Source organism: Listeria grayi (assembly GCF_900638015.1).
In the GTDB taxonomy this organism is placed as follows: Bacteria; Bacillota; Bacilli; order Lactobacillales; family Listeriaceae; genus Listeria; species Listeria grayi.
Genome location: NZ_LR134483.1, coordinates 889,161 through 914,242, shown reverse-complemented (window position 1 = coordinate 914,242; position 25,082 = coordinate 889,161). Strand labels below are relative to the sequence as shown.

The window sequence follows — 25,082 nt, the reverse complement described above, 5'->3', positions numbered from 1 at the left end:
TAAACAGTTAATTATGCGAAAATCTGCCTCTTCTGGACAGATTTTCAAAACATATTTTATTATAACCACAAATCGTCTGCTTTTGGATAAGTCAAAATCTCTTTCTCTTCAAAATAAAGGGCGATCTCACGTTCAGCGCTTTCTATGCTGTCTGAGCCATGAATGATATTACGATTCGTATGCAAAGCATATTTGGCGCGGATCGTTCCTTGCGCAGCTTGTAGTGGATCTTTATCGCCCATCAGCAGCCGCACTAATTTCACAGCATCATCGCCTTCCCATACCATTGCAAATACCGGCCCGGACGTGATGAATGAAACAAGGTCTGGAAAGAAAGGTTTCCCTTTATGTTCTGCATAATGTTCCCCTGCCAGCTGTTCATCTAATTGCAGTAATTTGGCAGCAACAAGTTTTAATCCTTTGGCTTCAAGTGCTGCGATGACTTTACCGATCAAATTGCGATTTACACCATCTGGTTTTATCATGACATAGGTTTTTTCCATCTTTGCATCCTCCTTTAGATCAACTCTTCCGTTTTTCCAAACTGCTTACAATTTGTTTCAGCGATTTTCGAGCGGTCGATCGCGGTAATGTTTCCAAGATCGCGGTAGCTTTTTCTAAATAGCGGTCAGCGATCTCATCAGCTTGTTCTGCCGCCTTGGATGCTTTGACAATGGTAATACATTCTGCGATAAAATCTGCAGAGCTTTCCGAGGATAGCTGTTGTAATTTGGTTTTGAATGTGGGCTCACTTGCCATCGCCATAAAGACTGGCAATGTGATATTTCCTTGGCGCAGATCTTCTCCTGCCGGTTTACCGAGTTCTTTTTGCGAACCAACGAAATCGAGAACATCATCTTGGATCTGAAAGGCCATACCGACATAATAGCCAAACTGATAAAGTTTTTTCGTAGTTGCCGCGTCCTGTCCGGAAATAACGGCGCCGAGTCCGCAGCTCACGGCAATCAGCAAGGCCGTTTTGCGTTTGATTCGTCTTAAATATGTACGAATGCTTTGTGTCACATCGTATTTGGATTTTAATTGTTCGATCTCGCCAGTTGCAAGCTCTACTGTCACACTCGCAAGCATTTCGTGCGCTTCGATTTCTTTGATATTGGTCATGTAATCAAGCGATTTTGCAAAGAGATAGTCGCCTGTGTACATAGCAATGTGATTTCCCCAGCGCGATTTGATGGTTTCCCGGCCGCGCCTCAAGCTTGCATTGTCCACCACATCATCATGAACGATCGATGCCATATGTATCAATTCTACAGCTACAGCTGCGTATTTCATTTTACTTTGATCGGGCTTTTCGGTAAGCCGGGCTGTCAAACATACAAATAACGGCCGAATCCGCTTCCCGCCTGCTTCCAAAAGGTGCAAAGCAGAGGCAGTAGTCGTTTCTGCTTCTGCACTAATGATTGCTTGCTTCAGCTCATGATTGATCATGTCCATGTCTTTTTCAATATTCGGATATAGAAAATTCAATTTCATGCTTGTCACCTATTGTTCCTTCTTTTTAAACCCAAAATGTGTCGCACTTGCGCCGCCGCTGTGCGAAATATATCTGACGTAGGAAAAGCCCGCTTCTTGGAACATTTCCGCTAATTTTTTCATGTCCGGGAAGTGGCGGGTCGATTCTTGCAACCAGCTGTACTCATTATAGCTTTTTGCAAATAATTTTCCAAATACCGGCATGACGAAACGGAAATAACCGTTAAACAATTGCTTCCAGCCAGGGATCGTCGGATGAGAAGTGTCTAAGCAAGCGAACTGGCCGCCTGGTTTCAATACACGGTAGATTTCCTGCAAGACTTGCATGTAGTCCGGTACGTTTCTCAGTCCAAATCCGATCGTCACGTAGTCAAAGCTATTGTCTTCAAAAGGTAGTTCCATAGCATTGCCGTGTAATAATGCCACATTCTCGTAGCCTAATGCTGCTACTTTTTCCCTGCCGACTTCCAGCATATTCTCGCTGAAATCCAGCCCGGTGACGTGCCCTTTGCTTCCGACAGCTTCCCGCATCTGGATCGACCAGTCTGCTGTTCCGCAACAAACGTCAAGCACAGCTGCGCCAGGTTTTACACGCATCAATTCCATCGTTTTTTTGCGCCATTTGACATGCAGTTTGAAGCTGATCAAACTATTCATACGGTCATATTCCGGAGATATTTTTTCAAATACTTGATGTACCTTTTCTTCTTTCGATTGCGTCATCACTGAATCCCTCTCTTTCTTATGCTGCTAGAAGTTCTTTAATCCTGATCACCAGTTTGGCTGACAGCGCGCTGCTTGTCAAACTGCCGCTTACTTCTGCTTTGACCGTATTGATGATTTCCCCAAGCCAGATCGCAAATGTCGCCTGACCTGTCTTGGCAAAATAACCGTGGTCATATGCGCCGACAAGACGAGAAGTATTCGTGGTTTCATATAACTGCCGCTCTAGCAACAGCCGTTTCAAGAGCAAAGTCTGCTTCGCAATGTGAAGAAACGCTTCTTCATTTCCGAAGTATTCTGCAAATCGCAAGGTGATCGCAGCGTTAGACTTGATAAGTTCTTCTAAAAATTCTTCATCCGTTGCCACATGCAGCTGATAAATATTCGTTTTGGCAGCATTGGTTTCTTCGACGCCCTTTTGGATCGCTTGGATCAAATCGATCTTTCCTTGACTTGCCAATGTCCGATAATACAAAGCGCTAAAATAATCTCCCGCTAACACAACAAGTTCCCGTTCTTCTTCTTTGAGGGGAAATTCGGCATTCGGCTCGTCGATCGTTTCATGCGTATCATGTGCTAAAATCACATACAATACGGCTTCAATAATCGCTCGTTTCTGATCCTCATCCTTTACATCCTGGATAGCCTCTTGAAGCCAAAGTAATTGGTCTTTATCTAACTCCGGCAGCAGATTATGCTTTTCTAAAAAGCGGATAATCTTCGGATCGGTAATCAATTGCTTTGCCCCCTCTTGCTTCGTATGTTCAGCTTGATATATCATCATTTATTCCCCTTTGTCCATAAATCCAATGTTTTAATTATAGCACAAAGACCTGCTCAGGGCTTCTATCAGCCTTTGATCAGCGACATAACTTCGCTTCTTAATTTATCGTCATTTCGAAAAGCACCGCGTACGGCGCTTGTGATTGTCTTTGTTCCCGGTTTATTGACACCGCGGATCGTCATACACATATGTTCCGCTTCAATGATCACCATCACACCAAGCGGTTTTAATTTTTCCATCATGATCTCTGCTACGGTCGTGGTGATGCGTTCCTGCAATTGAGGACGTTTACTGACATCATCGACTACCCGTGCTAGTTTGCTAAGTCCGGCAACACGACCGTGCTGTGGAAGGTAAGCTACATGAGCTACGCCATAAAACGGAACTAAATGATGCTCGCACATGGAAGAAAAACGAATATCTTTTACAAGTACTAATTCTTCATGCTGTTCTTCAAATACAGTATTGAAATGAACAGAAGGATCTTGATGCAGCCCTGCAAAAATTTCTTCATACATGCGAGCTACACGCATCGGTGTATCTAATAAGCCTTCGCGCTCTGGATTTTCACCCACCGCTTCTAAAATCATTTTTACTGCTTCAGCAATCTTATCTTTATCCATGATAACTCCCCTTTACTCCAGCGTCTCTACTTTGTATATCTTAACACAGGCTGATAGTTTGGTAAATCTTATTTGCTTACTGCTGGCATCAAAAAAAGCTTGTCAAAAACAATTAGCCAATCACTAATCTGTTTTTGACAAGCTGAAACCCCCGCTTAAAAAGCGAGGGTTTTGTATGCTTAAAGGTCTATGTAAATTATTTAACAGCTTCTTTAAGCGCTTTACCAGGTTTGAATGCTGGTACTTTACTTGCTGGAATGTCGATTTCTTCTTTTGTACGAGGGTTGCGTCCTTTACGAGCCGCACGTTCACGTACTTCGAAGTTACCGAATCCAATCAATTGAACTTTTTCACCTTTAGATAAAGAAGTTTGAATTGTTTCGAATACAGCTTCCACTGCTTTCGCTGCGTCTTTTTTAGATAGATCTGCAAGCTCAGCAACGTTGTTTACTAAATCAGTTTTGTTAGCCATGTCCTTGTTCACCTCCTTCACAGAATATACCATATTAGTTGACTGAGTTCCCTCTATCTTCATAGAAAGAAAATGAGAAAAACAGTTAAAATGGCTTGATTACTATATCTATCAGTAATTCTGATAAAAGATTATCACATAATCCTTAGAACTGCAAGGATTTACCTGTATTTATCCTAAAAAACCGCAATTTTAAACAAAAAATCAATTTTTTGTACACAAAATCGCTTGTGTCAAAGATAGAAAGCGCTTTTTTATCGACTAGAAACCTACTTTATTTGTTAAAATCTTCGGCTTCTTTTTTCTTTTCGCGACCCATTAATTGATCAACAGCTTCACGCGCATTTTTCTCTTCAAATAAGATCTTGTAGATCGCATCGGTGATCGGCATATCAATGTCCAAACGTTCCGCCCACTGTTTGACAGCACGTGCGGTTCTAACACCTTCAACGACCATTCCCATTTTGTCCAGCACATCAGCCAGGCGTTCGCCTTTACCAAGCATATTCCCGGCACGCCAATTACGCGAGTGGCTGCTGGTACACGTAACGATCAGATCACCGATACCAGTCAAACCGTAGAAAGTCTGCGGATCAGAACCGACTGCGACTCCTAAGCGAGTTATCTCTGCCATGCCACGCGTCATCAAAGCCGCTTTGGCATTGTCGCCGTAGCCAAGCCCGTCAGAAATACCGGCACCTAATGCAATAATATTTTTTAAAGCGCCGCCGATCTCCGCACCGATAACGTCAGCATTCGTATAGATCCGCATATTCGCATTCAAGAAAGCATCTTGCACGAATTCTGCTTCTTTCAGCTGACTGCTGCTGGCACATAATGTCGTTGGGTGGCGCAATGCCACTTCCTCCGCATGGCTTGGCCCAGAAAGCACTACCACTGCCTGACGCTTCTCTGCACGGATCTCTTCTTCAATAACTTCGCTCATTCGTAAATTCGTATCAGGTTCGATACCTTTACTTACATGGACGATGATTTTCGGTTCTGTCAGTTGATCGTTGACTTGCTTACAAACTTCACGCATTGCGCTAGTTGGTATTGCCAAGACAACAATGGCTGCATCCGTTAATGCTTCTTGCAAGTCAAGTGTTGCCTTGACTTCATTCGGAAGTAAGATTTCTTTCAAGTAATGCTCATTTGTATGCGACTTGTTGATTTCATCCACGGTGCGAGCATTATTTCCCCAAATAATCGGCTTTTTACCATTATCTGCAAGTACCATCGCAAGTGCTGTTCCCCAGCTTCCTGCGCCTAATACGGCAACCTTATTTGTAGCATTCATGGCGATCCCTCCTTATTTCCTTTTTCGAGCGATTACGCGGATCGGTGTACCTTCAAACGAGAATGTATCACGGATTCGGTTTTCTAAAAAGCGCTCATAAGAAAAGTGCATCAATTCCGGTTCATTTACAAATACCACAAATACAGGAGGCTTGACCGCCACTTGTGTGGTGTAGAAAATCTTGAGACGTTTGCCTTTATCCATTGGTGATGGATTCATCGCGACCGCATCACTGATAATATCATTCAGCATGCTGGATTGTACACGCAAGGAATGGTTTTCACTCACTTGATTGATGATCGGGAATAAATTGGTCAAGCGCTGTTTTGTTTTCGCCGATACATATACGATCGGTGCATAAGAAAGGAACAAGAATTGTTCGCGAATATCTGTCTCAAATGCCTTCATCGTTTTTTCATCTTTTTCGATAGCGTCCCACTTGTTGACAACGATAACGATCGCACGTCCTGCATCATGCGCATAGCCAGCGATTTTCTTATCTTGTTCACGGATACCTTCTTCCGCATTTAAAACGACTAAAACAACATCACTGCGTTCGATCGCCCGCATTGCTCTGAGGACACTGTATTTCTCAGTTCCTTCATAAACTTTACCACGTTTCCGCATTCCCGCTGTATCGATCATGATATATTCTTGATCATCATAAATATAAGACGTATCGATCGCATCACGCGTTGTTCCGGCAATGTCAGAAACAATTACCCGCTCTTCGCCGAGCAGTGCATTCAAAATAGACGATTTGCCGACATTTGGGCGACCAATCAAACTGAATTTAATGATATCGTCATCTTCTTCCACTTCATCTTCCGCAGGGAAATGTTTGCGGACCTCATCTAATAGATCCCCAAGTCCCAGACCGTGTGAACCGGAAATCGGAAATGGCTCCCCGAATCCTAACGAATAAAAATCATATATCTGCGTACGCATTTCTGGATTATCTACTTTATTGATTGCCAAAACAACCGGTTTTTGCGAACGGTATAAAATTTTAGCAACTTGTTCATCTGCATCTGTTACGCCTTCTCTACCATTGGTAATGAAGATAATAACATCCGCTTCATCAATTGCGATTTCTGCTTGCGCTCTGATTTGGTCTAAAAACGGTTCATCCGACAAATCAATACCACCTGTATCAATGATATTGAAATCTTTTCCTAACCATTCTGCAGAATTATAGATCCGATCCCGCGTTACGCCCGGAACATCCTCTACAATAGAAATACGTTCACCTACAATACGATTAAAAATAGTCGATTTCCCAACATTTGGGCGACCAACGATAGCAACTACTGGTTTTACCATGATCTCACCTTCTTTTTTCTTCCTGTTTATCAAACTTTCTTTAGTTTATCAGTAAAGCCGCACTCTGGCAATGGTTATTATGGACCGATACCGAAAAACAGCCAAGTAATGATTGATAGAATCAGTACTTGGCTGTTGTTTCACTTACGAAAAATCATTATTCATTTTCTTTATTTTGAATGTTTTTCAGCTGGTCACCGATGATATCGCTCATTTGGAAGCCGGTGCTCTCTTCTGGCAATTCGTATTCTGGTTCGGCATCCGGATCTTCTTGTAATGCTTTGATGCTCAAAGAAAGTCGTTTCTCGTCCAAGTTGACATCTAGAACTTTCACTTCCACTTCTTGGCCTTCTTTTAGAACTTCTTGCGGCGTTCCGATGTGTTTATGCGCGATTTGCGAAATATGCACAAGCCCTTCCACGCCGGGAGCTACTTCTACGAATGCACCAAAAGATACTAAACGAACGACTTTACCAGACAATACGCTGCCAGCAGGCATTTTTTCTGCGATATCGTCCCACGGTCCAGGTAATGTTTCTTTGATGGATAAAGAAATACGTTCATTTGCTTTATCGACGCTAAGCACTTTGACTTTCACTTCTTGGCCTTCTTCAAGGACTTCGCTTGGCTTATCGATATGGCTATAAGAGATTTGCGATACATGCACAAGTCCGTCTACACCGCCAAGGTCGACAAAAGCACCAAAATCAGCTAGGCGTGCTACTTTTCCAGTCAAGACATCATTTTCGTGGATTTTTTCTAAAACTTCTTTTTTCTGTTCTAATTTTGCTTCTTCTAAAACGACACGGTGGCTCAAGATAACACGGTTATTTTCCGGCTCGAATTCCACGACTTTGAAAGTAAGAGTCTTTCCTTTATAATCGGAAAAATCTTCTACAAAACGGTCTTCTACTAAAGAGGCAGGGACAAATGCACGGATGCCTAGGTCCACTACGAGGCCGCCTTTGACAACGTCGCTTACTTCCGCTTCAAAGACTTCACCGCTCTCAAACTTAGCACGAACATCATCGGCTGCTTGCAGGGCATCTACTTTGCGTTTAGACAGTACAAGTAAATCCTCTTCAACTTTTGTTACGACCAAATCTAATGTATCACCAGTAGAAACGATATCAGAAGCATTTTCTACATGGACATTGGAAAGTTCACTGATCGGAACTACACCGTCTAGTTTGCTATCTGGGATCCCAACATAGACTTGTTTCTCTTCCACACTTGAAACAGTCCCAGTAAGTCGGTCTCCTTCTTTGAAATTTTTCACTTCTACGTTCTCTAATTCTTCAGACATAGGTAGTCCTCCTTCATTCGTTTATCGAATTTAGGACTTTCTTGGTGCAATCGGATAGAAGTAGCTGGGAGTTCGTGTTTACCTGTGTATTTAGGAATAAAATAACGATTGATACTACCTGTCGCTAGCCTTCGATTCCAAAGAAAATCCTAGAGAAAAAACAAAATCTCTCCCTTCTAACTTGCTACAATTCAAGGCTTTTGTCAAGTTTTTTCTAAGCTGTCTTTAGGGAAAACAGGTCGAGAAAAGCGCTGTGGAGTCATAAAAAAACAGTCTTTTAGCAAGACTGTCCCTTTTATCTGCGAAAAAACTTCTGATCGCGTGTATTATTTAATTTTTCATTCAAGCAATTTTCTGCTGCGCTAGCTCGAAGATTTTCCCAGCTACTTCATCGATCGACATTGAAGTCGTATCCAGCTCGATCGCATCGTCTGCTTTTTTCAGCGGTGAATGTTCTCTTGTGTAATCTAAATGGTCGCGTGCTTCGATCTCTTTTTTCAGCTGTTCGATATCTTCTTCAAAGCCCTTACGCTTATTTTCTTTATAGCGGCGTTCTGCTCGTTCTTCGACGCTCGCCAGTAAAAAGATCTTCAGTTCTGCATGCGGCAAGACCGCTGTCCCGATGTCGCGGCCGTCCATCACGATACCGCCTTCTTCTGCTAATTGATGCTGCAGTTTTTGCAAGGCAGTCCGAATAGAAAGGTGCGCAGCTACGATCGACACATGATTAGTTACTTCCGCCTTACGAATGACTTCGGTCACATTTTCTCCATTTATGTAAACTTGTTGTACTCTGCCTGGCTCAAATGTGATCGTACTTTTTTCCAGCAAAGCATGGATCGCTTTTTCGTCTTCGTAATCCAAGTTGTTTTGAAAGGCTAAATAGGTGACTGCACGATACATAGCTCCCGTATCGATATATACAAATCCTAATTTTTTAGCAACTATTTTTGCTACTGTACTTTTTCCAGCTGCCGCCGGTCCGTCAATTGCGATACAAATTTTTTTACTCATGATCGGTTCCTTTCTCATCTAAAGTTCTTTTGACTGATCTCTTCTTTTGCTGCCAACAAGACAGCTAATTTCATGCGCGCTTTTTTACTGTCATAATCTTTTCCCAGTATAACACCACGGTTATATAAATCAAAGGTGCTTCCTTCATAATCGTAAGTCGTGTAAACATTGCCTTCTTCCGCACTTGTCGTGATAACGACGGGAACACCGGCATCTAATGCACGGATGATCGCCGGCATCATTTTCGGTGCGACTTGCCCGCGTCCGACGCCTTCCAGCACGATTCCTGCCACATGATTGTCAAGCGCAGCATCGATAAACATACCGTCTGCTTCCAGATAACATTTTATCACAACGACTTGCGGCAAGGACAAATGGATATCATAGCATTCATGTTCGACCGGCTTTTGGTAAACAAAAACCTGATCATTATCAATGATACCTAAGTAACCAAAACCAAAGGCGCTGAAACCTTGGATATTGGAGGCATGCACTTTTTTGACATATCGTGCGGTAAAGATCCGTTCATTGAAAACAACAACGGTTCCAGCATCTTTAAGAACCGGCTCACAAGCTGTATAGATCGCGTGCCGAATATTGACATAAGCATCTGTCCCGGGTTCGTCCGGGGCCCGCTGTGATCCTGTAACTACGACCGGGCGGCTGTCAGTGATCGCTAAGTCAAGAAAGTACGCCGTTTCTTCTAAAGAATCAGTACCGTGGGTCACTACAATACCGTCATAAGCCTCATCCATATAGATCGTTTCGATCAATTGCTTCAACGCGATCAGATCATCAAATGTAATATGCATCGATGGTAATTGAAAAGTGGAATAAATATCGATTTGGATTTCTGTCGGCAGCTCACAAAGTGCCGCCAGTTCTTCGCCGGAGAGTTCTCCCGACGCCAGCTTTCCTGACATCGTCTTCTTGCTGGCGATCGTTCCTCCAGTTGTTATTAGCGCTACTTTTGCCATTTTCTTCCTCCTTTACAAGGCGAAAGAGTCTAAGCAGCTCTTTTCAAAAGCAATGCTTAGCCTCTTTCTTAAAATGATTTATTTAGGGATCACAAGGGTCGTTCCAACCGGTACGCTATCTCCCGACAATCCATTTGCTTGTTTGATCTTTGCTACGCCACTACTTGCTCCGGCGCTTCCGTACGCTGCTCTGGCGATACTATACAATGTATCTCCTGCTGCGACAGTATGAGAGGTAGCTACTTGCTGTTTTTCTTTCTCTGCCTGTTGTTCTTTTTCAGCTTTTTCTTTGGCTGCTTGCTCTTTTTGGGCTTGTTCCTTTGCCGCCTGTTCTTTTTGCGCTTGCTCTTTGGCTGCCTGTTCTTGCTTCGCTTTTTCTGCGGCTGCTTGCTCTTTAGCTTTTTGGTCTTTTTCTTTTTTCTCTGCGGCAGCTTTCTCAGCTTTGGCTTTTTCTGCTTTTTTCTTTGCTGCATCTTCTTTGGCTTTCTTGTCAGCTTTTTCCTTTGCTGCCTTGGCCTTTTGTTCCTTCTCCGCTGCTGCCTGTTGTTTATCTTCTTTATTACTTGATGAAGCAACGCTGACTTTATTTTCTTCCTGCTTGACAGGATCATCATTATTATGCGTATTTAAAACAATCACAGTGACGATAACGATCACAAGCGGTATCGATATTAAAAAAATCATTAGCATATTCAAAAACGGGTAGCGAAAGAAGGACTTCTTTCGAGTTCGGCGGCTATCGCTCCGGGACAACATGGGCGGCTCGTTATTGAATTCATCTTTCTCTTCGTCCGAATACTCCCATTTGTAATCCTCTGGCTCTCGGTATTCATGTTTCTTTTTACGCGCCATTGAAGTTTTCCTCCTTTGGTAAAATATGAATCATTCCTTTTGCGCATACTTATATGTAGGCAGGAGTCGAAATCTCCTTGCAATAATTATACACATTTTTGTAATATACAACAATAGAAAAAAAGGAATTTCATGCGTTTTCATCGAGATTAGTTCTTAGGTCGCAGGAAAGATTTTCATCGCAACAAGTACGTCAGGTAATCTTCCCAGGTCTTTTGCGGTTTTGATGTCGCCTTCTCTTCAGAGCCGAAAAAGGCATCTAGAGAAGCTCCATCATTGTCGCAACATTCATTCGGAGCTGTTTCTACTTCATTTTCCCCAAAGTAATCCGTCAAAAACCTCCGCCGGCAAGTTTTTGTTTCGATGAAATTTTTCATTTGTTTTAGGTTATTCAATTTCCATACTTGCCGGCTCTGGATCTGCTGATTTATCTCTGCAGCAGTCAGCCCGCTTCGTGCATAATAATTTAAAAACCGCTGCTGCTGATCAGGCAAAGAAGCACGTTCCTTATCAGATAGAGAGAGCAGTGCCGGATCAGGTAGATCCCGATCTAATAATTGCGCTTGGATAAATTCGTCACCGGCAGCATAAAGCAACAGCGCGGCACTTGGATCACCATCCCGACCCGCACGTCCGATCTCCTGCAGATACGCTTCGATATCAGCTGGCATATGATAATGGATCACATAGCGGATGTCCGCTTTATCGATCCCCATTCCAAAGGCACTCGTTGCACAGATCACCGCAAGTTGTCCGCTGACGAACTGCTGCTGGATCGTGATCCGGTCTTCGATCTCCATTTCGCCATGATAAAATGCAGCCTGCATCCCAAATTCTCGGCTTAACTCTTCCGCGATCTGCTGTGCGAGTTTTCGACTGGTAAAATAAATGATCCCCGGCGGTTTCAATTCTTGCAGCACTTGTATCAAGGCATCTTTTTTTGCTTTTGCAGAAGCATATTTTTGGACAAAAAGTGCAATATTTTCACGGTTGACGGAATAAATGATCTCCTCCCCGGAAGTGAGTTCCAATTGTTTCCAAATATCTGCCCGTACTTTTGCTGTTGCCGTAGCAGTCAACACTAATGTCAATAGCTCGCCCGCTTCCCGTCTGAATTTACCGAGTTCCAGGTAATCCGGGCGAAAATCGTGTCCCCACTGCGAGATGCAATGCGCTTCATCCACTACAAAAAGCCCGATTTTGATTCGCAAGAGTGCGCTTCTCACTTCTGGGTTACCAAGCATTTCCGGCGATAGGAAAATAAATTTATAGGCAGCCAGATCGCGGATCACCTGCTCTTTTTCTTCCCAATTCAAAAAACTGTTTAATGCAGTGACCCGTTTTTCTCCATATGCTTTCATCCGTTCCACTTGATCCTGCATCAGTGAGAGCAGCGGCGAGACAATGAGGACAGCCCCCTCTGATAAGTAGCCAGCCAGCTGATAGCAGACCGTTTTCCCGGTTCCTGTCGGCAGCATCGCGAAGCAGTTTTTATTCGCTAGGATCGTCTCGATGACTTCCTTTTGTCCAGGGCGAAAAGAAGGATAACCTAAATAGCGTTGCAATGCTTGTTCTAGTTCCATCAATTCCCCTTCCTTTCCTTGCTTACCACCGCCAGCCGGATCTGATAATAGCTAAGCTGCGGGTAAACTTCCTTGATTGCTTTCAATTGTATGTAATTGCCTTGTTTGATTGCCGCGATCGTTGTTTCATCGGGCAGACCCGGTACCTCCAGATCTTCAAAAGTTGCCCGTAATTCGACAAAATGATCATGGATCGTACTTTCTTTAAGTCTTCGGCGGCTAGCCAATTCCTCCACGGAAATCGTTTTTTTATCTAAGGTGCGAAAGAACTGGAACGTTTTGGTTGCCGATTGTGTCAGTGTACTGCTCCGTGTTGGCAAAAGCGGGGTAAGCACCGGAAATCGTTCTGGCGAAACTTCTAATTGTTCCACAACAAGATGGATCTGTTCCAACCAGTCAAAATAAACATCCCAGCTGCTTTTCCCGTTTTCCTGAGCTAATTGTTGCATCGTCAGCCCCATCCATTCTCCCCCAGAAAATTGACGAACGATTGCTTCTGGTGACAGTGCCGGCGGAAAAAGCCGAAATAATAGTTCCATTTCAGCGTAAAGTTGCTGCCGTAACTGTAACTTATCGCCGCTTTGCAGCTGTGAGGCGAGCCAGCGCTTGATATGTGTCTGAACGTAGGCATCCCGCACCACTGGCAAGTAATGTTCCTTACGATGTTTCCAGTTACTGGTGACTTGTACCGCTAATTTCCACGCAGAAAAAAAGAGAATCCCGCGCGCCGTGTAAGTAAAATCCTTGTAGTTCCGCTTGGCAAAACGATTTTCCTCATGATTTTTGATTTCATAGCCTTGTGCTGTTTCTATAACAACACCCGCATCCACCAAGTGGCGAAGGCGTGTTTGCAATTGTTCTGATTTCAATGTCGGTGTCAATCCAAAAAAACGTTCCATCCGAAAAAGGTGAATATCTTGAACAGCTTGACCCGTTCGCTTACCTGTCATGATCGCATAAATAAAAGGAACTTTTCTTGGCGTAGTAAAGCCATTTAAAAGCATGATTAAATAATTGTCTAATTGATCCACTGTGCGTTCACCACCTGCCCCTATCATATCATAGAAACACGTGTTCTACAGCAATTTTCTGTTTTGTGGTATACTACCTTGTAGAAAAGGAGGAGCTGCTATGCCGAAATACGTTTGTGTGGATAAAGAAACCTGTATTGCCTGCGGTGCCTGCGCCCTTCATGCCCCTGAGATATTTGACTATGACGACGACGGTATCGCCTATTCGATGCTTGACAATAATCAAGGAAATTCTAAGATCCCGGAAAAGTGGCTAGAAAATGCAGAAATTGCAGAAGAAGCCTGCCCTTCTTTATCGATCCAGATCGCGGATGAGCCTTTTCAACATAAGTAAAAGCAGTGCTAATAACTAGCACTGCTTTTACTTATTTTTTATGTTTGTAAGCTCGTTTGCTTTTTTCTTTCGGCGAACGGTTACGTAAGATCCAAGGCTCCAAATAATTATATAGGATAAAGAAAATAACGCTGACGATCACACCTTTTAAGAGGTTAAAGGGGATAATAGAGTACGTAATAAGCGCTGTGATATCTACATTCTTAGGCAGACCGCCAATCTTGATATAAAATGGCAATAAGATAAAGTAATTAAACAAACACATAACCACCGTTATCGATATCGTCGCAAGTCCCGATGAAATCGCGAGAACGCGCTTTGATTGATAATAGCGGAATAAATAATAAATCGGAAAAACAAAGCTTAGTCCGGACAGAAAATTCGCAAATTCACCAATTGGCACACCAGCGATTCCTCCCGAAAACATAAACCATAAAACATTTTTCAAAAGCTCGATCAAGATCGCAGCTAGCGGACCAAACATAAACGCGCCAACCAATGCAGCGATATCGCTAAAATCAAGTTTCAAAAATGGTGCACTAGGCAAGATCGGAAATTCGATCACCATCAGCAAAAAGCCGATCGTGCTCAGTACGGCAACACTAACAAACGTTTTCAATGAATAATTTTTCATCAACCTATTCTCCTTTGATGTCCATCCAAAGAAAAGGAAGACGGCAGCTTTTTTACTTGATCCAATAAAAATCCCCTAACCAAAATAAGTTAGGGGAGAACAGACGAATATTCTAAAAAAGGCATAGCCAAAGAACATTGCGCAAGCAAAAAAGCTTACTGCCTACATCTTCTCCCATCCAGACTATACTGTCGGTCCTGGAATCACACCAGAGTCACCCGCAAAAAATGCGGATCGTGGACTATTACCACCGGTCGGGAATTACACCCTGCCCCGAAGATGAACGATATTTAATTTCTACATTATTTTATCATATTTTTAAAAATTAGCAAGCACGTTATTCCAGCCACGGTAATTCTGTACTCAAAGAAGCTGCCAGCGCCTTGCTCTGCTTCACGCGTTCCTTACGAGCTAAGCTGCGCGCCTCTGCCCCGGCATGGATTCGTTTTTCTTCATCCGATTGTGGGATCACACTGGCTACTTCTACGGAACGACCTTCTTCATTCAGCGCTACAAATGTTAAGAAAGAAGTCGCCGCCAGATAGCGTTCGCCTGTTTTCAAGTTTTCGGCGATCACTTTGACAAAAATCTCCATGGAACTTCTTCCGGTTGAGGAAACATAGGCTTCTAAACAAACCGAATGGTCGTTCTTGATTGGATTCAAAAAATCCACGGAGTCTGTAGAAGCTGTGACGATATCTGTCCGGCAGTGTCTCGAAGCACAGATCGAAGCAGCATCATCGATATAGGTCATCAGACGGCCACCAAACAGTGTATTATGATTATTGGTATCTTGCGGGAATACCCGGCTTGTTTTTACTACTAATGATTCTCGGCAAAATTTCGGTTCTATTTTACTCAATTGTATTCTCTCCATTCATTTGTAAAGGTAATTGGATAATAAAGGAAGATCCTTTTCCAAGCACACTTTCTACTTTGATATAACCACCGTGGGCATCCACGATATTTTTAACGATCGCCAGTCCGATCCCGGTTCCTTTTGTTTCGCCTCGAATGCGGGCTTTATCTGCTTTGTAAAAACGCTCAAAGAGATAGGGGATATCGGCTTCGCTTATCCCAGCACCATTATCTTGGATCGCGATCTTGATCCGGTCTTCCAGTTTTTCTAGCTGAACAGTGACTTTCCCCTCGTGCCCTTCCCGGCCGGTGTGCTGGATCGCATTCATGATCAAATTGATAAACACCTGTTCCATGCGATCCTGGTCAAAGAAATATGGGATATCCGCTGGTGCTGAAGATACTGCTAGGCTCACATGATTTTCTTCGGCCAATACTTGGAGGTTAGCCGTTACCTTATTCGCAAGCGCAGTGAGCGAACCTGCTTTTTTATCTAAATTAGTGAAGCCCGCTTCCATCCGCGCCAGATCCAGCATTTCGTTGACCAAGCGGCCGATCCGGAGCGATTCTTCATAAATGATCTCCGCAAATGCCCGCACTTCTTCTTCATTCTGCGCCACACCATCAATAATCGCTTCACTGTAACCTTGGAGCATCGAGATCGGTGTCCGCAATTCATGCGAAACATTATTGACAAAATCCGTCTTCATTTTTTCCAAACGGCGTTCTTCCGTCATATCCCGTAAAACCACCACGATACTACGGATGATCGTGCCATCATAAAGCAATGTCAAGATCGCGACATAAGTTTTATCATCAACAGTCAACTCGCCTGTTACTTCTTGCTTTTCCTCGACTGCCTTAGCGATCAGCTCAGAAAGAACGGGCGGAACCAAGACGCGTGTTTCGTTTTCGCTGGAGAAAAACCAATGATGCAGAAATTCTTCTGCTGGTGGATTACTTAGTATGATCGTTTGCTCCACATCGAATTTGATAACTGCATCCGCCATGCCGATCAAAACGTTGGAAAACTGTTCCTTCTCTTGCTGCAAGGCACCGATGTTTCCTTGTAACTGCTTCGACATCTCTTGCAGTGCATATCCTAGTTCGCCGATCTCATCATGTGTATACGGCGGGATCTTTGCGTGAAAATTCCCTTTTGCCATCTCTTTAGCTGCCTTCCGCATTTGATTGAGCGGCACCACCATACGGGAAGAAAATAAAAATGAGATAAAGGTGGTGATAATGATTGCTACAATAATGCTTAGTACGATCGAGTTTACAGCAGTACGATTCAATTTGACGATATCATCATAGAACTTATAAACATAGATCGTTCCTACTTTATCATTCGGAAGTGCAAACCGTTTCGCTGTCAATTCGACAGACATGGTCTGTTTGTTTACTTTAAAGTCATATTTTGTGTTGATTTTTCCATCGCTTTTCAGTTGCTGATCGATTTTTTTATCGGTCACCAGCTGATTTACTTGCTTCTCAGTCAGCGATTTTTTTGTCGGGCTTCGATAGACGCGTTCGCCATTTTCAAATATAAGGACACCGATATTATCTTCTAATAAGTGCATCGCTGATTCATCAGCTGTATTCTGACGTACGACTTCGCCATTCTGCTTCATAAAACTTGTCAACTTATTGGCGATTTCGATATTGAGCTTTTCTGCCCGATCAATGTTCGTCTTCTCGTACATGACAGCAATGACCAAACCGCTGATAGAAAGGACCCCGATCAACAATAAGATGATAGTGCTCCAAATTTTCCAAACAATGCTGCCTCTGAGTTTCATCTAGTCGTCCTCCTCCATAGAAAAAAACTGCCTGTTTTCAATAACAAGCAGTCTGTAATCAATCGTCTGGTACTCCTAGCTTATAACCTAATCCCCATACGGTGACTATCATTTTCCCTGCTTCTTCGGAAATATCATACAATTTTTCGCGTAGTCGCTTCACATGCGTATCGATCGTACGCAGATCGCCGACAAAATCATACCGCCAAATTTCTTTCAGCAACGCTTCCCGGCTGTGTACACGTTCGGGTGTCCGCGCCATGAAATATAGCAGATCATATTCTTTCGGAGTCAGGTTTACTTTTTCACCATTAATGGTTACCAGATGGGACTCGTTATCAATGGTAAGGTTTGGAAAAGTGATCGTATCGCCGATTGAAAGAAGTGTGTCTTTGCCTTGTTCGCCACCACTTGCCCGTCGTAATACTGCTTTGACACGCAAAACGACTTCGCGTGGACTGAAAGGTTTGACGATATAATCATCCGCACCGACTTCAAATCCTTGGACACGATTGGATTCTTCTCCTTTGGCAGTGAGCATGACGATTGGTGTGGCTTTTGCCATCCGTATTTCCTTGCAGACTTCGATCCCGTCTTTCCCTGGCATCATCACATCAAGTAAAATAACATCGTAATCATATTTAAGCGCCATGTCGAGCGCATCGTCACCATTATCCGCTTCATCAATAAGATAACTTTCTCGTTCTAAATACATTTTCAATAAACGACGAATGCGATCTTCGTCATCGACAATAAGTACTTTTATCTGATTATTCATCCGTACTCATCCCCTTGCAAAAAGATTTCATAAATTTGAATTGCTTCTTTTCAAAATTATACCTGTTTTTTCCCCTTTGTGCCACTTTTAGTTCTATCCAAGCGGTATTTCAAGGTACCGGCTTATTTGACTATTTCAGTTTTCCAAAATTCGCTTGGGTCTTCAGCAATTTGACTTCATGATGAGAAAGCTCACGGCGTTCGCCTGCATTCATGCCTGCCACATTTAAAAAGGCATAAGCTTCGCGCATCAATTTTTGCACAGGAAAGCCAATTGATTCAAACATCTTCCGGACTTGTCTGTTTCTGCCTTCGTGGATCGTGATCTCAATGATCGCTTTTTCCTTCGCTTTATCTGCGGAGCGCAGTTTCACTTTTGCCGGAGCGGTTTTACGGCCGTCAATGACCACACCGCGTTCCAATCTGCGGAGCTGCTCTTTCGTCGGGATTCCTTTTACACGGGCGATATATTGTTTTTCCACTTCATGTTTAGGATGCATCAATTTGTTCGCAAAGTCGCCATCATTTGTCATCAATAACAAACCCGATGTTTCATAATCCAGTCGGCCGACAGGATACAATCGCTCTGGGATATCCACAAAGTAATCGGCAACTGTTTTTCGTCCTTTATCATCTGTGACTGCTGATACAACACCTCTAGGTTTATAAAAGAGGAAATAACGGTGTTCTTCTTTTGTCAGTTCGATTCCTTCTACTTCGATCCTGTCATTTGGAGATACTTTTGTTCCAAGTTCACGGACAACTTCGCCATTTACGGTTACGCGTCCAGCAGCAATCAATTGTTCCGCTTTACGGCGGGAAGTGACTCCGCTATTTGCTATTACTTTCTGTAATCTTTCCATTATTTCTCCTCCTCTCTTTGTTTCTGGTTAAACCTGTCGAAAAACAGATCTAATTCTGTCTGTTCCAGTTCTTCTGCTTGATCTTCCAGCTGCGGCAATTCCGCCAGCGACTTCAATCCGAAGCTGTCTAAGAATTCATCTGTCGTAACATACAGTTTCGCTCTTCCGGCACCTTCTGCGCGGCCATGATCTTTAACAAGCCCTTTTGCTACTAATGTACGAATTGGACCGTCTGTGTGGACACCGCGGATCTCATCGATCTCCATCCGCGTGATCGGTTGTCTGTATGCAATAATGGCGAGTGTTTCCAAAGACGCTTGCGACAATGTCGATTGATCCGGGATCTCTACTAACTTACGCAGGTAATCTGCGTGTTCTTTCTTTGTGGCTAATTGAAAACTCCCCGCTGTTTCTAGCAAAGTCAGTCCTCGGCTATCTTTACTGCGATAATCTTCTCCGACCGCTTCCAATAGATTAAGTACTTCGATGTGGGTGATCCCCATGACCTGTACTAATTGCTCTACGGACAGTCCTTCATCGCCAGCCGCAAAAAGCAGACTTTCGAGGACTCCCATTTGGTTATTATCTGTCACTTGTCTTTTTCTTCCTTTCCTTGCACATATAAATCAGCAAAATTACCTACTTGTTCCACGATCACAAGTTTTCGCTTCATCAATTCCAGCAGCGCTAAAAAAGTAACTACTAAAGCCTCTCTGGTATTGCCTTCAAACAGCGCTTCAAACTTAGTTCGGTTGTTTTTAGCTGCTTTCAGCGTGACCATGACTTCATCCATTCGGTCCCCGATCGACACTTCCTGCGTTGTTATCCTTGTATGCAGCGGCTTCGCAAGCTTTTGTCTTCGCATCATCTTGTGAAAAGCGCTCAGCATATCCGGCAATCCGACATCTAGTTCTGCTTTTTCGATATCCTTTTCATAAATCTCCAAGTCCATCGGTGCTTTGCCAAAATAAAAACTTCTTTCTTGTTCACGTTCTTTTAATGTTTTGGCAGCTTCTTTGTATTTTTTATACTCCATCAGCTTCTGCACTAGCACTTCCCGCGGATCTTCTTCCAGTTCTTCCATGTCGAGGTCGATCGCAAGTTCTTGTTTCGGCAGCAGCATTTTGCTTTTGATCTGCAATAGCGTCGCAGCCATCACTAAATATTCGCTAGCGATATTTAGTTCCAGTTCCTGCATGGTATGCACAAATTCCATATACTGATCCGTTATTTCAGCCATCGGTATGTCGTAGATATCTATTTCCAGCTGGTTGATCAGATGAAGTAGCAAATCAAGCGGGCCTTCAAAAGCATCTACTTTAAAATTCATTTCTATCATTTTTTTACCGCCTTAAAATAATGACAAATCATTTTGGATCAAGTCATCATAAGTTTCTCTGGCAACAACTAGCTTATCGATCCCGTTTTCGACAAAAACAACAGCAGGGCGGCAGATTCGGTTGTAATTGCTCGCCATTGCATAGCCATAAGCGCCGGTACAGAAAACAGCCAGTATTTCACCGCTTTGCATGTTTGGCAATGGAATATCCCAGATCAGCATATCCCCTGATTCACAGCATTTTCCGGCAATCGATACCGTTTCTTCGGCAGCTTTTTCCGGATGATTCGCGATCACAGCTTCGTATTTTGCATCATAAAGTGCAGGTCGGATATTATCGTTCATCCCGCCATCTACCGCAATATAATCCCGAATTCCCGGCACTTCTTTTCGCGAGCCGATCGAATAGAGTGTCGTTCCTGCTTCGCCGACTAAAGCACGCCCAGGCTCGATCCAGATCTCCGGTACAGCGAGTTCATTTTGCTGGGCAACTTCTTTTACCTCTAAGATGATCTGGCGCACATATTCTGCTGGTTCCAGCGGTTCATCATCCGCTGTATAACGCACCCCGAATCCTCCTCCTAAGTTTAACACACTCGCCTTAAAGCCAAAAGCATCGCGCCACTCTACTAATTTATCCATGACACGGTGAGCAGCCACCTTAAAACCAGTCGTTTCAAAAATTTGCGACCCGATATGGCAGTGTAGCCCTTTCACATCAAAATACGCAGAATCTTGAAGCAACAGTTGTAAAGCTTTTTCTGCCTGTCCATTATCCAATCCAAAACCAAATTTAGAGTCTTCTTGCCCGGTTAAAATATAGTCATGTGTATGCGCTTCGATCCCCGGTGTCACTCGGACAAGAACAGATACTTTCTGCTGCCGTTCACTTAGGATCGTTTTAAGCAGATCGATCTCATAAAAATTATCGACGACGATACAACCAATCTCATAGTCTAGCGCCATTTCAATTTCTTCACGCGTTTTATTATTGCCATGAAAATGAATCAGTTCTGCAGGAAAACCTGCTTTTATCGCTGTATAAAGTTCTCCTCCAGAGACCACATCAACAGAAAGCCCTTCTTCCGCCATCAACTGATAGATCGCGATTGCCGAGAAGGCTTTGCTCGCATAAGCAACTTGTGCAGTGATACCCATTTCTTCAAATGTTCGTTTAAATCCTCTGGCGCGATCACGGATTAAAGCAACATCATACACATACAGAGGTGTGCCGTACTTTTCAGCCAGCTTTATCGTATCCACCCCTCCGATTTCCAGATGCCCTTCTTGGCTTGTTTTCATCGTTCCAAGACGCTCAAATGTCACTTCAATCCCACCTTTATCTCCAATTTTTACATTCACTTGTCTATAGTAGCATAAGACAAACAGTCGCGACAATAACATTATCAAATATATGAAAAAAAGCGGCTTCCAAAGGGAAAGCCGCTTCACGTAATAAAACTGTTCGCGTTTAAGCAAGTTTACTTAAAATCGCCCGTACATATTTCAAGAAAGTCTGCTGCACACGATCTGTCGTTTCGATAACTTCCTCGTGCGAAAGCGGCTGGTCAAGGATTCCTGCAGCCATATTTGTGATGCAAGAGATCCCCAGCACATTTAGACCAGCATGGTTCGCAATAATAACTTCCGGAACCGTCGACATACCAACTGCATCTGCTCCTAGCGTACGCATCATTTTGATTTCTGCTGGTGTTTCGTATGTCGGCCCACTGAATCCAGCATAGACGCCTTCTTGGATCGAGATCGAGAGTTCTGCCGCTACTTTACGCGCTAACACACGTAGTTCTGTTTTATAAGCATCCGACATATCAGGGAAACGCGGACCGAATTGGCTGTCATTTTTCCCGATCAGCGGGTTAGTTCCTGTGAAATTGATGTGATCCGAGATCAACATCAAGTCGCCAGCTTCATACAACTCATTGACACCGCCAGCCGCATTCGTCACGATCAGTGTTTCGACGCCTAAAGCTTTCATTACTCTAACAGGGAAAGTAACTTCCTGCATCGAATAGCCTTCGTAAAAATGAAAGCGACCTTGCATCGCGACCACTTCTTGTCCTTCTAAAGTTCCAAAAACAAATTGTCCAGCATGTCCTTCTACGGTTGAAACTGGAAAATGCGGGACATCTGCATACGATAACGCTGTCCGATCTTCTATTTCATCTGCCAAAACACCAAGACCAGATCCTAAAATCAAGCCGATCTTTGGTGTTTTCTCATAACTTTCCCGAATTTTACCAACTGCTTCTGTTACTTGATCCATACTCATCAATCATTCTCCTTAAAGGTTTATTTTTCTATTTAGGCACGTGGATGATATTTCTTGTAGACATCTTGCAAACGTAGCTTGGTAACGTGCGTATAGATTTGGGTAGTGGAAATATCTGCATGTCCAAGCAATTCTTGAACAGAACGAAGGTCAGCACCATTTTCCAGTAAATGGGTCGCAAACGAATGACGCAGTGTATGTGGTGTGATCGGCTTATCGATGCCGGCTTTCTGAGCAAGCTGCTTTAGTAGCTTCCAAAAGCCTTGTCTGGTGAGTCCGCCGCCATGATGATTCAAAAACACATAATCATTGCGATATTTAGGTTTTCTCAGCTTGGGACGTGCTTCTTCTAAATACTTAGTAAGTACGGCCGTAGCTGTATGTCCAAGCGGTATGATCCGCTCCTTATCCCCTTTCCCGATCGTTTGGATAAATCCCATATGTAAATGCAGATCATCCAGCTTCAAATGGATCAGTTCCGAGACCCGCAGGCCTGTGGCATATAAAATCTCAAGCATAGCCTGATCACGAAGTCCGAGTATCGAATTCGGGTCGGGAGCAGCCAAGAGTTTCTCTACTTCTTCCAAATGGAGCACTTTCGGTAGCGCTTTCGTTTGTTTCGGTGTCTCGATCTGGATCATAGGATCATGATCCATTTTTTGGTCATGCAGTAAAAAATGAAAAAAAGAGCGCAATGAAGCTAAATAACGTGCAATCGTACGCGGAGATTTATCAGCATCGCGTGCAAAAGCAATAAATGCCACGACCGTTCCTCTGGTAATGCTGTTTGGATCGGTTATCCCCTCTATTTCTAAAAAGGAATCAAAATAACGCAAATCCCGCTTATACGCTTGAATGGTATTTGCCGCTAACCCTTTTTCCACAACTAAATAGTGCAAAAAGTCTTCCACATATGGTTGCATGTTCGCACCCCCTACCTTTTATTTTACCATGAATCCCAGTAGAGTATAAGCCTAAAAAAAGACTTATAATAAATTGCTTGTCTGTTCAAACAATTCACTATAAATCTTCTATTATTTATTCGTTTTTTTCGCTTCTTCCCGGCAATTCAAACAAATGCCCTGGAAAGTCAAACGATGGTCCTTCACTTGGAATTTCCAGCGATCTTCAATAATTTTTTCGACATCTTCCAGCAGGTCCTCTTGGATTTCTTCCACCGAACCACATTCGATGCAGACCAAGTGATGATGGAAATGTTTTGCACCTTCTTGTCTTAGATCATAACGCGATACACCATCGCCGAAGTTGATCTTATCCACTACTCGAAGTTCGGTAAGCAACTCAAGCGTCCGATAAACAGTCGCCAACCCCGTATCAGGGGCGATCGCCTTCACTTGTAAGAAAACATCTTCTGCGCTTAAATGATCTTTTTCATTTTCGAGTAGAACGCGGACAGTAGCTTCTCGCTGCGGAGTTAATTTATAGCTGGCTTCATGTAATTGTGTTTTGATTCGTTCAATTCTACCTTCCATTCTGCTTCCTCCCAAACTTGCTTCATTAATTCTCATTATCAATTACTCTAGTTTATAATAATTACAATTAAAATGCAAGTTCTATTTGAAAATATATCCCATTTTAGCATTAAAAATGCTTGCCATAATCGCATTCTCATTAAAAATAATTATTAGATTATAATCATTATTCTAATTGATAATTGCTTCAAGATTTTGCTTTCGCCAGTAAATATAAAAAATACGGTGCACCGATAACCGCCACAACAATACCGGCAAAAATTTCTGAAGGCTGAATAATCAAGCGCCCGATCGTGTCTGCTAGTAATAGAAGAAGACCGCCAGCTAAGGCAGAGACCGGCAACAGCCATTTATGTTCACTGCCTACTAGAGAACGGGCGATATGAGGACCGATCAATCCGACGAACGCGATCCCGCCGCTGACCGAAACACATGCTGCAGCAAGCGCGACAGCCACAATAAGCAAAATAAACTTTTCTCGTTCGACACGCACACCAAGTCCCGTTGCGATCTGATCTCCGAAACCGAGAATATCCAGAGTTTTTGCTTTCCAAACAGCGATCAGACAAGTGACGACAAACCACGGCAGCAAAGCAAATACATACTGCCAGCTGGAAGCCCAGATATTTCCAGCCACCCATTCCGCATACTTTTGGTAATTAAGCGGATCGAGTCGTACTGATAAAACGGTTATCAATGCAGAAATAGCAGCCGCGATCGCGATCCCTGTCAAAAGCAGTCTGTTTGGCAGTAGCCCTTCTTTTCGACTATAAGAAAGCCCGTAAACAACAAATGCTGTGATAATCGCGCCAACAAAGCCAACAAGCGGCATGAATAATACGGGAACATCGATGGTCGAAGGAAAAAAGGAAATGTACAGCATCACGGCAAGTCCCGCCCCATTATTGATTCCAAGTATCCCCGGATCGGCAAGTCCATTACCAGAGATCCCTTGCAAGATCGCGCCGGAAACAGCAAGTCCGGCACCAACTAACAGCGCCACCACGATTCTTGGTAAACGAAATTCTGTGATGATAAGCTGCTGTTGTGGAGTTCCTAATCCGAAAAACGTTTTCCAGATATCCAAAAAAGGAATTTTGGAATACCCAGCATTGACACTATATGTAAACACTAGCACGATCAGAATGAGAAATATCGCCAATACTGCCAGCCGTCTTTTACGCCTTCTTTTTTCAGCTACTGTATACAT

The 25,082-nt window shown here is 43.3% G+C and carries 27 protein-coding genes and 1 riboswitch; of the genes, 1 reads left to right on the top strand and 26 read right to left on the bottom strand.

Annotated elements, in window-relative coordinates; genetic code table 11:
- Window positions 1-59: 59 nt before the first annotated feature.
- The 14 genes from ndk to EL241_RS04285 all read right to left on the bottom strand — a co-directional run bounded on the left by ndk (window position 60) and on the right by EL241_RS04285 (window position 13,482).
- Complete coding sequence (gene ndk, locus EL241_RS04350; protein ID WP_003758399.1) at window positions 60-503, bottom strand: nucleoside-diphosphate kinase; 444 nt, start codon at window positions 501-503, stop codon at window positions 60-62.
- Between the two features lie 19 nt (window positions 504-522).
- Window positions 523-1,494 (bottom strand): heptaprenyl diphosphate synthase component II, encoded by a 972-nt coding sequence (gene hepT / locus EL241_RS04345; RefSeq protein WP_036107243.1) that lies wholly within the window; start codon window positions 1,492-1,494, stop codon window positions 523-525.
- A gap of 9 nt (window positions 1,495-1,503) precedes the next feature.
- Window positions 1,504-2,217 carry a demethylmenaquinone methyltransferase gene (locus tag EL241_RS04340; protein ID WP_036107140.1) on the bottom strand — a complete coding sequence of 238 codons (714 nt, stop codon included), beginning with the start codon at window positions 2,215-2,217 and terminating at the stop codon, window positions 1,504-1,506.
- Window positions 2,218-2,236: 19 nt separating this feature from the next.
- Window positions 2,237-3,001 (bottom strand): heptaprenyl diphosphate synthase component 1, encoded by a 765-nt coding sequence (locus EL241_RS04335; protein ID WP_003758394.1) that lies wholly within the window; start codon window positions 2,999-3,001, stop codon window positions 2,237-2,239.
- 65 nt (window positions 3,002-3,066) lie between these two features.
- Window positions 3,067-3,624: a GTP cyclohydrolase I FolE gene (gene folE / locus EL241_RS04330; RefSeq protein ID WP_003758393.1), complete on the bottom strand. Its 558-nt coding sequence runs from the start codon at window positions 3,622-3,624 to the stop codon at window positions 3,067-3,069.
- A 196-nt stretch (window positions 3,625-3,820) separates the two neighbouring features.
- Window positions 3,821-4,129 (bottom strand): non-specific DNA-binding protein Hbs, encoded by a 309-nt coding sequence (locus EL241_RS04325; protein ID WP_159099860.1) that lies wholly within the window; start codon window positions 4,127-4,129, stop codon window positions 3,821-3,823.
- A gap of 241 nt (window positions 4,130-4,370) precedes the next feature.
- The gene (locus EL241_RS04320) at window positions 4,371-5,396 is read right to left on the bottom strand and encodes an NAD(P)H-dependent glycerol-3-phosphate dehydrogenase (protein ID WP_036107154.1); all 1,026 of its coding nucleotides are present in this window, start codon (window positions 5,394-5,396) and stop codon (window positions 4,371-4,373) included.
- 12 nt (window positions 5,397-5,408) lie between these two features.
- Entirely contained in the window at window positions 5,409-6,719 is a 1,311-nt protein-coding gene (gene der / locus EL241_RS04315; protein WP_036107159.1) for a ribosome biogenesis GTPase Der, read from the bottom strand.
- A gap of 157 nt (window positions 6,720-6,876) precedes the next feature.
- Window positions 6,877-8,025, bottom strand: coding sequence for a 30S ribosomal protein S1 (gene rpsA, locus EL241_RS04310; RefSeq protein WP_126320377.1), 1,149 nt, complete (start codon window positions 8,023-8,025; stop codon window positions 6,877-6,879).
- A gap of 342 nt (window positions 8,026-8,367) precedes the next feature.
- The gene (gene cmk, locus EL241_RS04305; RefSeq protein ID WP_036107245.1) at window positions 8,368-9,039 is read right to left on the bottom strand and encodes a (d)CMP kinase; all 672 of its coding nucleotides are present in this window, start codon (window positions 9,037-9,039) and stop codon (window positions 8,368-8,370) included.
- A 14-nt stretch (window positions 9,040-9,053) separates the two neighbouring features.
- The gene (locus EL241_RS04300) at window positions 9,054-10,016 is read right to left on the bottom strand and encodes an asparaginase (protein WP_036107166.1); all 963 of its coding nucleotides are present in this window, start codon (window positions 10,014-10,016) and stop codon (window positions 9,054-9,056) included.
- Between the two features lie 78 nt (window positions 10,017-10,094).
- The gene (locus EL241_RS04295; protein ID WP_126320376.1) at window positions 10,095-10,868 is read right to left on the bottom strand and encodes a LysM peptidoglycan-binding domain-containing protein; all 774 of its coding nucleotides are present in this window, start codon (window positions 10,866-10,868) and stop codon (window positions 10,095-10,097) included.
- A 176-nt stretch (window positions 10,869-11,044) separates the two neighbouring features.
- The gene (locus EL241_RS04290) at window positions 11,045-12,451 is read right to left on the bottom strand and encodes a RecQ family ATP-dependent DNA helicase (protein ID WP_036107174.1); all 1,407 of its coding nucleotides are present in this window, start codon (window positions 12,449-12,451) and stop codon (window positions 11,045-11,047) included.
- A complete protein-coding gene (locus EL241_RS04285; protein WP_170166142.1) occupies window positions 12,451-13,482 on the bottom strand; it encodes a YpbB family protein in 1,032 nt (343 codons plus the stop codon). The genes EL241_RS04290 and EL241_RS04285 overlap by 1 nt, the downstream gene beginning before the upstream one ends.
- 100 nt (window positions 13,483-13,582) lie before the next feature.
- On the opposite strand from EL241_RS04285, the gene EL241_RS04280 reads away from it, so the two are divergent.
- Complete coding sequence (locus tag EL241_RS04280; RefSeq protein WP_003758367.1) at window positions 13,583-13,816, top strand: ferredoxin; 234 nt, start codon at window positions 13,583-13,585, stop codon at window positions 13,814-13,816.
- Window positions 13,817-13,847: 31 nt separating this feature from the next.
- On the opposite strand, the gene EL241_RS04275 is transcribed toward EL241_RS04280, so the two are convergent.
- The 12 genes from EL241_RS04275 to EL241_RS04220 form a co-directional block, all read right to left on the bottom strand.
- A complete protein-coding gene (locus EL241_RS04275; RefSeq protein ID WP_003758365.1) occupies window positions 13,848-14,450 on the bottom strand; it encodes an ECF transporter S component in 603 nt (200 codons plus the stop codon).
- 162 nt (window positions 14,451-14,612) lie between these two features.
- Window positions 14,613-14,735, bottom strand: a riboswitch (FMN riboswitch).
- 52 nt (window positions 14,736-14,787) lie between these two features.
- Entirely contained in the window at window positions 14,788-15,327 is a 540-nt protein-coding gene (locus EL241_RS04270; RefSeq protein WP_376701024.1) for an acyl-CoA thioesterase, read from the bottom strand.
- Window positions 15,305-17,110, bottom strand: a complete 1,806-nt coding sequence (locus EL241_RS04265) for a HAMP domain-containing sensor histidine kinase (RefSeq protein WP_036107181.1) — start codon at window positions 17,108-17,110, stop codon at window positions 15,305-15,307. The genes EL241_RS04270 and EL241_RS04265 overlap by 23 nt, the downstream gene beginning before the upstream one ends.
- Window positions 17,111-17,168: 58 nt before the next feature.
- A complete protein-coding gene (locus tag EL241_RS04260; protein WP_003758358.1) occupies window positions 17,169-17,888 on the bottom strand; it encodes a response regulator transcription factor in 720 nt (239 codons plus the stop codon).
- A gap of 130 nt (window positions 17,889-18,018) precedes the next feature.
- Window positions 18,019-18,750, bottom strand: a complete 732-nt coding sequence (locus EL241_RS04255; RefSeq protein WP_003758356.1) for a pseudouridine synthase — start codon at window positions 18,748-18,750, stop codon at window positions 18,019-18,021.
- Window positions 18,750-19,343 (bottom strand): SMC-Scp complex subunit ScpB, encoded by a 594-nt coding sequence (gene scpB, locus EL241_RS04250; RefSeq protein ID WP_003758355.1) that lies wholly within the window; start codon window positions 19,341-19,343, stop codon window positions 18,750-18,752. Before scpB ends, EL241_RS04255 begins: the two co-directional genes overlap by 1 nt.
- Window positions 19,340-20,089: a segregation/condensation protein A gene (locus EL241_RS04245; RefSeq protein WP_036107183.1), complete on the bottom strand. Its 750-nt coding sequence runs from the start codon at window positions 20,087-20,089 to the stop codon at window positions 19,340-19,342. The genes scpB and EL241_RS04245 overlap by 4 nt, the downstream gene beginning before the upstream one ends.
- A gap of 12 nt (window positions 20,090-20,101) precedes the next feature.
- Complete coding sequence (gene lysA, locus EL241_RS04240; protein WP_036107186.1) at window positions 20,102-21,415, bottom strand: diaminopimelate decarboxylase; 1,314 nt, start codon at window positions 21,413-21,415, stop codon at window positions 20,102-20,104.
- A gap of 145 nt (window positions 21,416-21,560) precedes the next feature.
- The gene (locus EL241_RS04235) at window positions 21,561-22,379 is read right to left on the bottom strand and encodes a purine-nucleoside phosphorylase (protein WP_003758350.1); all 819 of its coding nucleotides are present in this window, start codon (window positions 22,377-22,379) and stop codon (window positions 21,561-21,563) included.
- Between the two features lie 32 nt (window positions 22,380-22,411).
- A complete protein-coding gene (gene xerD, locus EL241_RS04230; protein ID WP_003758348.1) occupies window positions 22,412-23,302 on the bottom strand; it encodes a site-specific tyrosine recombinase XerD in 891 nt (296 codons plus the stop codon).
- Window positions 23,303-23,413: 111 nt separating this feature from the next.
- Window positions 23,414-23,872, bottom strand: coding sequence for a ferric iron uptake transcriptional regulator (fur, locus tag EL241_RS04225; protein ID WP_036107192.1), 459 nt, complete (start codon window positions 23,870-23,872; stop codon window positions 23,414-23,416).
- A 187-nt stretch (window positions 23,873-24,059) separates the two neighbouring features.
- Complete coding sequence (locus EL241_RS04220; RefSeq protein WP_036107193.1) at window positions 24,060-25,082, bottom strand: FecCD family ABC transporter permease; 1,023 nt, start codon at window positions 25,080-25,082, stop codon at window positions 24,060-24,062.